Raw genomic sequence first — 14,768 nt, forward strand, 5'->3', positions numbered from 1 at the left:
CAATAATATTAAAGTGCATCTTTAATATTTTATATAAGATTAGCAATATATTTTGCGAAAGCCCTTTAAAATATATCATATAAACAATTTAAAATGATGAAGGCAACTATTTAAAATGTTAAAATGAGAAATATTTAAAAAGTTAAAATTTTAAATAGGTATATAGTTGTATAAAATAGCTGAATGACCCTTACCCACTTTAGTAGNNCTACTAAAGTGGGTAAGGGTCAAATTGAGGTTGATACTGATACAAAGATATATTTCACTCATCCTTATTCCTCATTTGAAAAAGGTACTAATGAATGTCATAATGGTCTCCTTCGTTGCTTTATCCCTAAGGGTAAACGTATATCTGATTACAGTGACACTGATATTGACTTCATTGAGGATTGGATGAACACACTTCCAAGAAGGATACTTAAATACAAAACTTCAGAGGAATTGTTTGAAGCTCAGCTAGATATAATATACTCAACTTAAGTAATTTCAGCAATTTAGGTCATAAATAGAAATTAGTTCAATTTGCCACGCTTAATTCCTCACTACTTAAATCAAGTAAATTTACATGCTAGATGTAATCAATAAGTCTAGCTCTTTGATTAATAACTATTTTAAAAAGAGAATAATAGCTTGACTATTCTAAGATGGATTTATATATTATAATTAACAAAAATTATACTTTTTAATAAAAATTTATTTAAGTTTATAGAAGTTGGGAAATTTTACGTTAAAAATAATTGTACGAATTATTTAATATTCATAGAGACGGGGGAGTGGTTTAGCAACTTAGGTCTAGTAATTGATTTTCATATAAATTTAAGTCATGACATGTTAAAAATTCAACTTAAGCTGTAACTTAAATTTATGTGCCATTTTAACTGACAACATTGAAATTAAGCCAACTCAAATTATAAATTACATAAAAAGGGGAGACTTTATATGAAAATTAACAAAAAAATTATATATCCTATAACTCTTATAGGTATATATATGGTGTATTTCTTTTTCCTAGCAAAATACTTCTATAATAATGATTTACTTATACCTGCTAATTGTGTTACTACATCAAATATTGGGATAAAATTATTAGGTGATTTTCTAGCCAACTTGCTTATTGTAATAATTGTTATATCAATTATGCTTAGAAAAAAACAATCATTAAATATAGCCGGAATAACAAAAAATGGCAAGATAGTTGCTTGTATTTTATTTGCAATTTATATGGGAATATTTTTTATCGAAGGCGATTTTTCGCTAGCTGGTCTATATAAACCCTTCTTTTTTCTAATTGTTGTAGGATTTTCAGAAGAGTTTGTCTTTAGGGGATACTTATTTACAGAATTAGATAAAGAGCTACCTACCTATTTAGCTGTCATAATTAGTGGTATGATGTGGGGTGCTATGCATGCTACTCTTCCAATTATCGTAAATAACTATTCAGGTATTCAATCCATAAATGCTATTATCTCACAATTAGGAGGATGTATTTTTGCTGGAGCGATATTTGCTTTATTATATAAAAAGAGTAATTCTTTGATAATTCCTATTTTGGTACATGCACTATTAGACTTTTATCCTATATTTAGATTTTTATATAGTATTATTACATAACCATATTGGAAAGCTATTGAAGAGGTAGTAGGATAAGCATAAAAAGCTCTATAAGTTTATACTTATAGAGCTTTTTTATGAAGCTCCACAAAATTAAATATTTGTTGGTTTGCATAGAATGTAAAAACAAAATATATAAGTTGTTTAACTATAATCTATTGTTTTCTTTATTCTTTAAGATGAAAGGTTAATTTCACAGAATTTTGAAAAATCACATAACCTAACTTATTACTTATCCAAATGAGATTCGCTAACAATAATATTAAAGTACATCTTCAATATTTTATATAAGAGTAGCAATATATTTTGTGAAAGTACCTTCAACTTATTTCAAAAATAATCTTAAAATATATTCTAAACTAAAATTTCATAGAAAAATCATGAATTTAAAATCTAAGCTAAATCCCTTGTTGTAGGCAAGTTTTTAAGTCCTCTTCTGGTGTACTTATAGGTGTTATTTGGAATGTATCTACGAGATATTGTAGTACATTGGGACTTATAAATGCAGGAAGAGAAGGTCCAAGGAATATACCCTTAATACCTAAGGCTAACAGAGCTAGTAAATCAGCTACTGCCTTTTGTTCATACCAAGATAACACAATGGATAAAGGTAATCCATTTACATCTGTTTCAAAGGCATCCGCTAAAGCTGTGGCAATTCTTACTGCAGAATAAGCATCATTACATTGACCTACATCAAGAAGTCTTGGAAGTCCAGCTACTTCGCCAAAGTCAAGCTTATTAAATCTATATTTTCCGCAAGCTAGAGTAAGGATAATACAATTTTCAGGAACCATTTTTGCAAAATCTGTATAATAGTTTCTTCCAGGCCTTGCACCATCACAACCGCCTACTAGGAAGAAGTGACGTATATCACCATTTTTAACTGCCTCTACAATTTTTCCAGCATTACTTAAAGTAGCTTTATGGCCAAAGCCTACAAGGATTTCTTTAGGGTCCTCTGAGGCAGTAAAGCCACCTAATTCTAAAGCTTTATTTATAATTTCAGAGAAGTCCTTTGTTCCATCTTCCTTAACATGTATATATTTAACTCCATCCCATCCAACTACACTAGTTGTAAAGATTCTATCCTTATAAGTTTCTCTTGGTCTCATGAGACAGTTAGTAGTCATAAGGATACATCCAGGAATATTATCAAATTCAGTTTGTTGATTCTGCCAAGCACTACCATAGTTTCCTATAAGATGAGAATATTTTTTAAGTTCAGGATATCCATGAGCAGGTATCATTTCACCGTGAGTATATATATTTATGCCAGTACCTTCAGTTTGTTTTAGTAGCATTTCTAAATCTTTAAGATCATGACCAGAGACAATTATAAAAGGTCCTTTTTCTACCTTAACATTAACTAGGTGAGGAGTTGGATCTTTATAAGTTTCAGTGTTAGCTTCATCAAGTTTTTTCATAACAGCTATACTCATATTACCAGTTCTCATTGTCATGTTAATTAATTCTTCTACTGATAGATTATCATTAGTTGTGCATTCTAATCCTCTAAAGTAGAAATTATCAACTTGATCATCATAATATCCTAAAAATCTAGCTTGGTGTCCATAGGCACTTATACCTTTTAAACCATAAATAATAGTTTGTCTTAAAGAACGGACATCAGCGTCTAAATCTTGATCATACATAATTCCAGCTTTAACTGCATCTTTAAGCATTTCTTCTTTAGTTTTACTTAAATTATAGGTAGCTTCTTCAGGATACTCTTTATCAGTGGATGCTTTACTTCTCAGATTTTCTTTTATTTTTTGTGACTCTTTAAGAAGCTTAACGTGAACTTCAGCATCAAAGTTTACATTAGTTAAAGTTGTAAATAGAGAATTCTCTACAAAACTAACGATAGATTTATCTATATGTTCACCCCTATCTATTAGGTCTTTAGCATAGCAGCTAATTCCCTTTGCTTGATAAATTAATAAGTCTTGCAAATTGGCTATTTCAGGGGTCTTTCCACAAACGCCAAGTTTAGTACAGCCCTTTCCCCCTACAGTTTGTTCACATTGATAGCAAAACATAGCATTATCCATTTAATATTCCTCCTCAGATAATAAGGTTTTTTATATATTATTCGTTTTAGCAGTAATATTATTCTTATATAAGAGAAATTGTATTATAAACCTTTGTTTAATTAGGCACGTGAAAATAAATAATAGACCAAAGATTCGAAGTATATTTGTCACGAGACAAGGAGTTAAAATCCTNNATCTATTATTTATTTGATAGTGACTTAAGTAAAATATTGAAAATCTGATATAATAGAAGTGAGCTAAGTAGGAATACTACTATTATTAAGATTTATTTAAAATATATATAATATGAAAAATTTAATTGATATCTAGAAATACTACAATCATTGAAATTAATTGAGGTGATTTTATGAATAAGGAAAAACGAAAGAAAATTTTAGAAATATTAGAGGAAACTTATAGAGGTGCTTCATGTGGATTAAACTTTAACAGTCCCTTTGAGCTTTTAATATCCACTATACTTTCTGCTCAGTGTACGGATGAAAGGGTTAACAAGGTCACAAAGGAATTATATAAGGAGTATAATACTCCAGAAGCTATACTAACTTTAAGTGAAGAAGAATTAGGTGAAAAAATTCATAGTTGTGGATTTTATAAAAATAAAAGTAAAAATATATTAGGGGCATGTAAAGCTATTGTAGAAAAGCATAATGGGCAGGTGCCAAGAACTATGGAGGAGCTTGTAGCTCTCCCAGGTGTAGGTAGGAAAACTGCTAATGTAGTGTTATCTAACGCCTTTGGAGTTCCAGCCATAGCTGTAGATACTCATGTGTTTAGAATTTCTAACAGAACAGGCTTTGCACCTGGAGATAATGTAGAAATTGTTGAAGAAAAGCTTATGAAGCACATACCCAAAAGTATGTGGAGTGATGCACATCACTATATAATTTGGCATGGAAGAAAAATATGTGATGCTAGAAAGCCAAAGTGTCATGAATGTCCTATAGCACCTTATTGTGATTACTTAAATAAGGCATCTTCAAAAAATAAATAAGTCAGAATGCTCGTCTATTTTGTGTTATCTGATGACTTATTATTTATTTTCAGATGCCTAAAGGCAAATAGATTATTTAAAATAGGAGGATTTAGTTATGTCATATGGTGAACAATCTTTAAAGATGCACAAGGAAAAGAAGGGGAAACTAGAGGTTATAAGTAAAATTCCTGTTAATACAAGAGAAGATTTATCTATAGCTTATACTCCTGGAGTTGCAGAGCCTTGTGTTGAAATATCTAAGGATAAGGATAAGGTTTATGATTATACAATAAAAGCAAACACTGTAGCTATAGTTTCTAATGGAACAGCAGTATTAGGCCTTGGAAACATAGGAGCAGAAGCTTCAATTCCAGTAATGGAAGGAAAGGCATTATTATTTAAAGAATTTGCTGGAGTAGATGCTTTCCCAATATGTATTGATAGTGAAGATCCAGAAGAGGTAATTAAAACTGTAAAATTAATATCTCCTGTATTTGGAGGAATAAATCTTGAAGATATAAAGGCTCCTGAGTGTTTTTACATAGAAGAAACTTTAAAGAGAGAGCTAAATATTCCCGTATTTCATGATGACCAACATGGAACTGCAGTAGTTGTATTATCAGGATTATATAATGCATTAAAATTAACTAAGAAAAACATTAAAGATATTAAAATCATAATAAATGGTGCAGGTTCTGCTGGAATTGCTATATGCAAATTGCTTTTAAAGGCTGGAGCACAAAATATAATTATGTGTGATAGGAATGGTGCTATTTATGATGGTGGCAACTGTTTATTTGAATCTCATGAGCAAATAGCAAAGGTTACTAATAAAAATAAAGAATCAGGTTCATTAAAAGAAGTTTTAGTAGGAGCTGATGTGTTTATAGGAGTATCTGGACCTAATATGATAAATTCAGAAGATGTAAAAACTATGAATTCAGATGCAATTATCTTTGCTATGGCTAACCCAACTCCAGAAATCATGCCAGATGAAGCTAAGTCAGGTGGAGCTAGAGTAGTAGCAACAGGTCGTTCAGATTTTGCTAATCAAATTAATAATGTTTTAGTATTTCCAGGTATATTTAAAGGAGCTCTTACAGTTAGGGCGAGAGAAATAAATGATGAGATGAAATTAGCTGCAGCAAGAGCTCTAGCAAACTTAATCCCAGAGGAAGAATTAAATGATGAAAATATAATTCCAAATGCTCTAGATAAAAGAGTAGCAGATAAGGTAGCAGAAGAGGTTATGAGAATAGCTAGAGAAATGGGTGTATCAAAAATATAAGAAAATATCTCTGGAGTTCTTCTAATTAATTAGAAGAACTAAGTTCGAATAACTAAATGAAAGATTTAGATTCTTACTTATACAAATGGCATTCGCTAACAATAATATTAGGCTATGCTAGATAATATGATGATAAATGTGTATAAAAATTAGCTTGTCTATTAACAACAAGCTAATTTTATTTTTTATTTCCAATTTATAATAAACAGATATTATAAAATCATCTTAATAAGTACAGCAACTATAAGAGATAAACCGAAAATTATACAAAAAACACCAAGAGCCTTATTTGTTTTTTATATCTAACATAGCCTATAAAGTGCATGCTCAATATTTATTTTATGCAGCCAACTTCTATACTAATAACATTACAAAGTTGTGAGGATGTAATTTCTATGGAAGAAACGCTATCTTCCTCACAGTCTTCAATGATTAAGGTATCATTTTTAGGAAGAGAAATATTATTCCCATCTATTGTGAAGATTAAGTCTGAATTAGGTGAGAAGAATATATAATTACGGCATGAATATTTATTTTTTCTACTATTTAATTTTAGCTTCAGCGAAGAATCATCAGTTAATCTTAAAGTGTCCATTACACCATTACACCCAGGGCCTAGCATTAAGTTAAAATCTATGACTTTTCCAAAGCTTTCTGTGTTTAAATCACCAGAAAATCCATGAATTTCAAAAGGCTCTAAATGAGTTAAAGGTCCCTTATTATGACAGAGGTCCATGGAACCTTCTAGGGTTGTTATATATCTATAGATGTTTGGTAGGCTAGTAAAGGTGGAATGTTCTAAATCTACAGTGGCAGAACTAATTCTCCAGCTAAAGTTTAAAGATTTATAATGAGAGTCTTTAGGATAAATATATATTTCATTAGTAGTGCCTCCACTCCAATTGGAGGTTTTAATTTTATCCTTTGTTATTATTTCTATTTTATAACCCATAATGTCACCCCATAAATATTTTATTATAAAAAACTCATTCATATATCAACAAATATAGGGATGAGTTATGAAAGTTAGTACAGAATTATAATATTATATCTAGAAGATCTTTTTCTATTAAATTATTATATTTTCCAGATCTATATTCTGCCACAAGAACCTTTCTCTCATCGTTAGAGATTATAGGAAGTTTTTCAACTAGTTCTTTAGGCATTTCTACATAAGCTCCTTTAGGATCCATATCTTCAGTGAAAGTTATTACTGCGGGTATGTTTATGCAACCTACAGCTTTCTCAAGAAATCCTTCAAAGTCAGTTCTATGGAATAAATGAACCTTTAAATTTGAATTTTCTTCTGCAAGTCTTTGTACAAAAGGAATAGTTACAATACAATCTGGACAAAAGCCCTCTGTAAATATTGCAGCGTGAACAACCTTGTCTAATCTTTTAATTTTTTCTTTAGCATTACTAGAAAGTTCAGTGTTTACATAGGTCTTATCTTGGATATCCCCATATTTGTCATGTTGTTTTTCTACATACTTCTCAAAGCTTAACGCTTTATTAAAATCTAACATGTTATCTTACCCTCCAATTACGTCTAATTAAATTTTATCTTTTACAAATTAGAATGTATATAAGTTTCAATAAATAAAATTCATTAATACTCCTTAGTGCAATCTAGAATTGCAAACAAATTTAATGAATAATTTTTATTAAAACTTATATATTATATTAAATTTATTCAATATAATATATTATGTTAGTAAAGTGTTTTAATACTTCATAGACATAGCTTGTTCATGATTATTATAACAAATAAAAGTGATAAATAGTAGATATATACAATTTATTAACTTGTAAAAAAAATTAGAGTTTTATATACTATGAATATAGGATCAAATAAACAATATAATATAATTATAAAATATTAAAAAAGGCGGCGATATTATGTCAAAAGTTATAGAAAGATTCTTAGGATATGTGAAGTATGATACTCAATCAAGTACTTCTACAGGAACAACTCCAAGTACAGCTAGCCAAAGAGTTTTAGGGGAAGCTATATTTGAAGAATTAAAAAGAATAGGTATGAGTGATGTTACTATTGATGAAAACAATTACGTAATGGCTACATTGCCCGCTAATACAGATAAAAAAATACCAACTATAGGATTTGTATCTCATATGGATACTGCTCCAGATTATTCAGGTAAAGATGTTAAACCTCAAATGGTAGATTATAAAGGTGGAGATATTAAATTAAATGAAAACACAGTTTTATCTCCAGTAGATTTCCCAGAACTTAATGACTATATAGGTAAAACTCTTATCACAACAGATGGAACTACCTTATTAGGAGCAGACGACAAAGCTGGTATATCAGAAATTGTTACTGCTATAGAGTACTTAATTGCAAATCCAGATATAAAACACGGTACAATTAAAGTTGGATTTACTCCAGACGAAGAAATTGGAGAAGGTGCAGATCACTTTGATGTAGAAAAATTTGCTGCAGACTTTGCTTACACAGTAGATGGTGGAGCAGTTGGTGAAATTGAATATGAAAACTTCAATGCTGCTGGTGCTGAGATAGTTATCAATGGAAGAAATGTTCACCCAGGAAGTGCTAAAAATAAAATGGTGAATACTCAACAAATAGCTATGGAATTAAACGGATTATTACCTGTTAATGCAAGACCAGAGTATACAGAAGGATATGAAGGTTTCTTCATGCTTTGCGATATGGTAGGAACTGTAGAAAAGACAACTATGTCTTATATTATAAGAGATTTCTTCAGAGATACTTTTGAAGAAAAGAAAGTTTTAATTAATGATATAGTAGAATTACTTAATAAAAAATACGGTGAAGGTACTGTAGAAATTTCAATAAAAGATCAATACTACAACATGAAAGAAAAAGTAGAACCAGTAATGCATATAGTAGATACAGCTGTTGAAGCTATGAAAGCTCTTGATATCGAGCCAATCATAGTTCCAATCAGAGGAGGTACAGATGGAGCAAGATTATCCTTCATGGGACTTCCAACACCAAATATCTTCACAGGTGGACATAACTTCCACGGAAAATTTGAGTTTATTCCTGTAGAATCTATGGAAAAAGCTGTAGAAACTATAGTTAAGATAATAACTCTTTATGCAGAAAAATAAATAAGGCATCTGAAAATAAATAATAANNGATAGTAGCACTATCTAAGGGTTCTGTTGACGCAGTATAACACAAAATATACGAGCATTCTGACTTATTTATTTTTAGAAGATGCCTAAAGCTTTTTAGATAAAGTTTTTTTATAGTAAGATTATTAGCCGCTTCTTAGGAAGGTTTCCTTCTTAGAAAGCGGTATATTTTAGCAGGAAAATTTATAAATAAAAACTTCTATAATTTATATCATAAATATACATAAAAAGTGCTTCCTTAATACACACTATAGTAAAGTAATTGAGGAGGTATACTATGAATAACGATAAATCAAGACCAACATATCCACAAGATGAATATAACTATTTTGGTGAGTTTAGAGTCATAACGCCTATGGATGATACAGTTTGGGGGAATGTAAGAGAAGCTGAGATAGAAGCTGCAAAAAAAAGAAATCGCAAATCTTATGATATGGAGACCAGTGAAGAAATTACTTTTGATGATTTAAATGAAGATCTAAGAAGCGACAGTGAAGTTGACTTTGACTCCATTATAGATGATTTAGACATGAGTGATCATGGCAATGATTATTATGGAGATTCCAATAGTAAAAGAATATTCTAATATCAATGAGGCTTTCGTAAAATAGTCCAGTAACATTTATTTAATATTAGTTTACTTTACGAAAGCTCTAATTTTGATTTAGGATAATAATTTAAAAGAAAAGTATTTCATATATAGAACTACTGAAGCTAAGAGGTTTTAGTAGTTTTTTAGAATATAGGACTTATATAAATTATAGAGTTTTTAGAATAAAATTAATCAATTAAGAATTCTTTCATATTTTAGTCACTGAACTGACACATAAGTGTTGATAATAGTAAATATAGAAATAAGAAAAATTAATAAGTCAACTTTTACAAGGGGGAAGATTTAATATGGATAAAGATATAAATAACAATGAACTAAATAATGGTGAAGATAATAAAGATATCAGCCTAAACGAAAATGTAGGTATTAATGAAAGTAATGATAACAGTATAAGTAACGAAAGCAATGTAATTAATGATAATAATGATAATTTAAACTATACTGCAATTCAGGACGTAGAATACACAGCAAATGATAACTTAAATGGTAATGAAACCAATACCTCATCATGGGAAGATGGGATTGAAAAGAAAAAAAAGAAAAAAGATAGAGGTAATAAAAGTAACAAAGGTAAGGGCTCAGCGAAAACCTATATAGCAATAGCCCTAATATGTTCTATATTAGGAGGGGCAGTTGGTACAGGTATTACTTACGGAGCTATGAGAGGTACTATACAATCAGCAATTAAAGAAGGTCAATCTAAAAATACTAATAATACCACAACAAACCTTAGTTCTCCAGGTGGTATAAATATACCAGAAATCGTATCAAAGGTTTCACCAGCTGTAGTTGGAGTATCAACTACTTCAGTAGCAACTAATGTGTTTGGATTTAATATGGGTGAGCAAGAAGGTATTGGATCAGGATTCATATTCTCAGAAGACGGATATGTACTTACAAACTATCATGTAGTTAAAAATGCTAGTCAAGTTAAGGTTATTTTTAGTACAGGTCAAGAAGTAAGTGCTAAAGTTGTAAACTATCAAGAAGATGCAGATTTAGCAGTAGTTAAGATTACTGATGATGTTAAAATGCCAGGAATAGTAGAATTAGGTGACTCTGATAGTCTTCAAGCTGGAGAACAAGTTATAGCTATAGGAAATCCACTTGGAAAAGAGTATCTAGGATCTGTAACAACAGGAATTATAAGTGCTGTTAATAGAGGAGTAGCTCTAACTAAAGGTGGAGAAAAAATGAATCTTATTCAAACAGATACTGCTATAAATCCAGGAAACAGTGGAGGTCCATTAATTAACTCTAAAGGTCAAGTAATAGGTATAAATACAGCTAAGATAGAGGCTAGTGGTGTAGAAGGAATAGGTTTTGCAATTCCAATTAACGATGCCACTGAAAAATTAGATACTCTAGTAAAACAAAAAGTAAAATTTGGTATAGGAGTTAGAGATATAACTGAAGATTTATCAAAACAGTTTAATTTACCAGAAGGTGTATATATTCAAACTGTAGAAGACTTTAGTATGGCTCAAAAGGGTGGACTACAACCTGGAGATGTAATTACTAAAGTTAATGGCAAAGCTGTTAAGACCGTTGAAGAATTAAATAAGGAAAAAGAGTCTTTTAAAGAAGGAGATAGTATTCCTGTAGAATTCATAAGAAAAGGTCAAACAATGACAGCTACTTTAGTAGTAGAGTAATAAAGCTAATAGTTATAATTATCCCCTAATTATAATATTATAAACAGAGTTCTTTGCTTCAGAAGGGGTTTACTCCAACTGAAGCTTAGAAATCGTTATCCAGGGACGTAGCCGCTCTTCACTCCCGCTTTGAAAAAGATGGGAGTATTAGAGCGGGTAGTCATCGGATAAATTTATCAAAGAGCAAACCCAGTAAATTCAATGGGTTTGCTCTTTTAAGTTCATTCAAACGTCATAAATTACTATTAAAATTTTCAGCTATAATTTTCGTAGTTTTTAAAAGCATATCATCATTAATATGAGAATAAGTTTTCATTGTCATTTCTACCATATGGCCAAGCAACATGACAGTAGTTTTAAAATTAAGACCATTTCCTATTATTAATCCCAATAAATCTAGTATTACTTGTTTTAGTTTCTCTAAGTTTTACGATTAAAAACTCATGATTAAGAGCACCACCAATTACATCATTCAGCCGTTTGAACAAACTAAACTAGCTACATTTGTATCATGGCCTACTTCATCTAATTTCTCTAGATGAATTTAAAATATTCACTAATAAATTCACATTTTCCACAAAGTTATCTATTTATAGTGTTCTATAAAATTTAAAATGTCACAAATTTGCAAGTTGCTTAATATGATAAAAATATAATGAAAAACAATAAAAAAATATTGCAATTGGTGAAATGTTTTTATATAATAACAGTATAAAAGAATCGAAAATTATTTTAATAGATGTAACTTTTATGAAATATACAATAAGTTCAAGATAATTAAATAAATTACTCATTGCAGAAATTATTTTAATAAATCATGTGATGATGGCATTTTTGAAAAATTAGGGTATGAACATACCATTTCCCAATATAGCTTAGATATTAATAGTGCTCATTTACGTATGTGTAGTATTTACATATTAGTCTTATTAAAATTAAGAAAATTTATAGTGTTTTATTATTGTGACAGAGTAATTTCTGTGTCTGATAGTATCTATAATATTAAAAAAGTTACTGCAACTAAAGAAGAAAATGACTGGATTTAGATTGAAGAAGATTTTCAATTTACAATTTTTAATGGCTTACACAAAATATTTAAATGCAAATTAGAAAAGATTTTAGAAAGTAAAAAAAATAAAGTCATTTAGAGAATGGAGAATAAAGATGAAAAAGTCAATAATTAAAAAATATGATATTGCAATTATAGGATTAGGACCTGCTGGCTCTACACTGTCACGATTACTTTCTGATAAATATAAGATTATTGCTATTGATAAAAAAAGTTCTAATGAAAATGGGTTTCAGAAACCTTGTGGCGGATTGCTTTCTTCAGCTGCACAGAAAGCATTAATAGAGTTAGATATGACACTTCCCAAAGATATTATAGTGGACCCACAGATTTTTGCAGTTAAAACAATAGATATGAAAAGTAATCTTATTCGCCATTATCAACGATTTTATATTAATCTTAATAGACATAAATTTGATTTATGGTTGAAATCACTTATTCCAAATCATGTAGAGATTCACAGTAATTCTCGTTGTTCTTCCATTGAAAAGACATCAGAAGGTTACCAGGTAACTTTTTATGAAGATGGTATCAAGCATGTTATCTGCGCAACATATCTAGTTGGTGCAGATGGTGCAAATTCCTTAGTACGCCACATCATATACCCAAAAAAGAAAATACGAACTTACATGTCAATTCAACAATGGTTTCCAGAGACACATTCTAATCCATTCTATTCTTGTATTTTTGACCCAGAGAATACAGATTGCTGTTCATGGTCCATTTCTAAGGACAATCAGTTTATTTTTGGTGGAGCATTTCCTATGGATAATGCTAGACAACGATTTGAAAATCAGAAAAAAAAATTGGAGAAGCTTGGATTTCAGTTTGGAGATCCTATGAAAACCGAAGCATGCATGGTTCTACGACCTTCATCATTCTATGATTTTTGCTGTGGTAGAAATAATGCATTTTTGATTGGAGAAGCTGCGGGATTCATTAGTCCTAGTTCACTAGAGGGAATTAGTGTGGCTATTAATAGTGCACGGGCTTTAAGTGAAGTTCTAAATACTCATAGCAAAAATGTAAATGAAAAATATAGGTTGAAAACTTTTCATATACGTTTAAAGATTTTTTTAAAACTACTGAAATGTCCATTTATGTATAATACATTTTTACGTAAACTTGTATTGAAAAGTAGATTGCAAAGTATTAATGTTGATTCAGGAAAACAGTAAAATTAAAAGCTAGTAGGGACCATTTCAAATCCTTACTAGCTTCTTTCTCTTTTGTAGCACATAATTTGGAGAATAAATCTAATTAAATTATAGACACTTAATTTATATTTTATACATTAAATGTAAAAATATAAATTGTATTATAAAATATGTTTTAATATAAATATTCATAAGTTAAAGGGTAGTAGGTTAATTCCTTGCTATTCTTTTATTTTTATAAAAAATCATATGTTAAAATTATAATAGTAAAAAATAGATAGTAATTAAATTAAGATTATTTAATACGGTATACCCAAAAACTACATTGAACTTATTGAGAAATTACCACATAATATAATTATAGTTTTTATAGGAGGTATTAAGGATGATAGCTTTACTTTTATTTATAGGGATTATTTCTATAATAGTATTTCTAAACAGTTTTATATCAATATTAAAGAAGATAAAAAATGATGAAGCAACTAGCTATAATACAATGTGGTGCGTCATTTCATTGATATTAGTATGGGGGATTTCATTATTTTTATGTTCTATTTGACAAATGCAACGAGAGAAAACGTTTTAAATTATAACATGAATTAGAAATATATATTATAATTTAAGAAGGTTGTTTCTATTAGTATAATATGTAGTAGCAATTTTTGAAATTTAATGTGGAGGGAAGGTTTAAATATGAAAAGTATTATTGTAAGCGAAAGGAAACCTTCAATTGAAGAATATATTTATTTAAGAAATTCTGTTGGTTGGAGGGTATTACAACATGACGAAATAGAAAAAGGATTGAATAATTCAATCTATTGCGTTTGTATAGAAGACCAAGATAAGATAATTGGCTTTGGAAGAATTGTTGGAGATGGTGGAACGGTTTTTTATATACAAGATATAATAGTTATACCATCCTATCAAAAGCAAAAGATTGGTACAATAATTATGAAAAAAATAATGGATTATATTAATAAAAACTGTGTAGATGGTGCTATTGTTGGTTTGATTGCAAATAATGGACTGGATAATTTCTATAAAAAATTTGATTTTACATATAATCAGAACAATTGGTTTTACAGATTCAATGCTTAATTTTTGGTAGTTTATAGTACGTTTTATCAATAGACCGAAACGGCTGAGCGTTAATANNAAGTGCTTATTCAATATTTATTTAGATTAGCTTTTTTGCGAAAGC

The 14,768-nt window shown here is 29.5% G+C and carries 12 protein-coding genes and 1 pseudogene; 10 read left to right on the forward strand and 3 right to left on the reverse strand.

The genetic code is table 11. The annotated features are described in order from the left end of the window. Nucleotides 1-240 precede the first annotated feature (240 nt). Together B3W71_RS04260 and B3W71_RS04265 are read left to right on the forward strand one after the other, a co-directional pair. Nucleotides 241-480 (forward strand): annotated as a pseudogene (locus tag B3W71_RS04260) (transposase); the annotation flags it as partial. A 459-nt stretch (nt 481-939) separates the two neighbouring features. Then, entirely contained in the window at nt 940-1,611 is a 672-nt protein-coding gene (locus B3W71_RS04265) for a CPBP family intramembrane glutamic endopeptidase (protein WP_346887702.1), read from the forward strand. A 398-nt stretch (nt 1,612-2,009) separates the two neighbouring features. Here the strand turns inward: B3W71_RS04265 and hcp are convergent, their stop codons facing one another. Further along, entirely contained in the window at nt 2,010-3,665 is a 1,656-nt protein-coding gene (gene hcp, locus B3W71_RS04270) for a hydroxylamine reductase (protein WP_346887703.1), read from the reverse strand. A 349-nt stretch (nt 3,666-4,014) separates the two neighbouring features. Here hcp and nth point away from each other — a divergent pair, with 349 nt between their 5' ends. Next, complete coding sequence (gene nth, locus B3W71_RS04275; protein ID WP_346887704.1) at nt 4,015-4,659, forward strand: endonuclease III; 645 nt, start codon at nt 4,015-4,017, stop codon at nt 4,657-4,659. Between the two features lie 97 nt (nt 4,660-4,756). After that, nucleotides 4,757-5,929 (forward strand): NADP-dependent malic enzyme, encoded by a 1,173-nt coding sequence (locus B3W71_RS04280; protein ID WP_346887705.1) that lies wholly within the window; start codon nt 4,757-4,759, stop codon nt 5,927-5,929. Between the two features lie 334 nt (nt 5,930-6,263). Here B3W71_RS04280 and B3W71_RS04285 read toward each other — a convergent pair whose 3' ends face one another. Then, nucleotides 6,264-6,881, reverse strand: a complete 618-nt coding sequence (locus B3W71_RS04285; protein WP_346887706.1) for a HutD family protein — start codon at nt 6,879-6,881, stop codon at nt 6,264-6,266. An 85-nt stretch (nt 6,882-6,966) separates the two neighbouring features. Then, nucleotides 6,967-7,455, reverse strand: a complete 489-nt coding sequence (locus tag B3W71_RS04290; RefSeq protein WP_346887707.1) for a thioredoxin family protein — start codon at nt 7,453-7,455, stop codon at nt 6,967-6,969. A gap of 373 nt (nt 7,456-7,828) precedes the next feature. On the opposite strand from B3W71_RS04290, the gene pepT reads away from it, so the two are divergent. The 6 genes from pepT to B3W71_RS04320 all read left to right on the forward strand — a co-directional run bounded on the left by pepT (nt 7,829) and on the right by B3W71_RS04320 (nt 14,665). After that, entirely contained in the window at nt 7,829-9,046 is a 1,218-nt protein-coding gene (pepT, locus tag B3W71_RS04295) for a peptidase T (protein ID WP_346887708.1), read from the forward strand. 304 nt (nt 9,047-9,350) lie between these two features. Then, the gene (locus B3W71_RS04300) at nt 9,351-9,659 is read left to right on the forward strand and encodes a hypothetical protein (protein WP_346887709.1); all 309 of its coding nucleotides are present in this window, start codon (nt 9,351-9,353) and stop codon (nt 9,657-9,659) included. 314 nt (nt 9,660-9,973) lie between these two features. Beyond that, a complete protein-coding gene (locus B3W71_RS04305; protein WP_346887710.1) occupies nt 9,974-11,341 on the forward strand; it encodes a S1C family serine protease in 1,368 nt (455 codons plus the stop codon). A gap of 1,176 nt (nt 11,342-12,517) precedes the next feature. Then, on the forward strand, nt 12,518-13,588 hold the full coding sequence (locus B3W71_RS04310) for an FAD-binding protein (RefSeq protein WP_346887739.1): 1,071 nt from the start codon (nt 12,518-12,520) through the stop codon (nt 13,586-13,588). A gap of 364 nt (nt 13,589-13,952) precedes the next feature. Continuing rightward, nucleotides 13,953-14,126, forward strand: a complete 174-nt coding sequence (locus B3W71_RS04315; protein ID WP_346887711.1) for a hypothetical protein — start codon at nt 13,953-13,955, stop codon at nt 14,124-14,126. A gap of 134 nt (nt 14,127-14,260) precedes the next feature. After that, on the forward strand, nt 14,261-14,665 hold the full coding sequence (locus B3W71_RS04320) for a GNAT family N-acetyltransferase (RefSeq protein WP_346887712.1): 405 nt from the start codon (nt 14,261-14,263) through the stop codon (nt 14,663-14,665). Nucleotides 14,666-14,768: the final 103 nt, after the last annotated feature.

The organism is Clostridium sp. UBA1056 (assembly GCA_002316385.1).
Taxonomy (GTDB): domain Bacteria; phylum Bacillota; class Clostridia; order Clostridiales; family Clostridiaceae; genus Clostridium_J.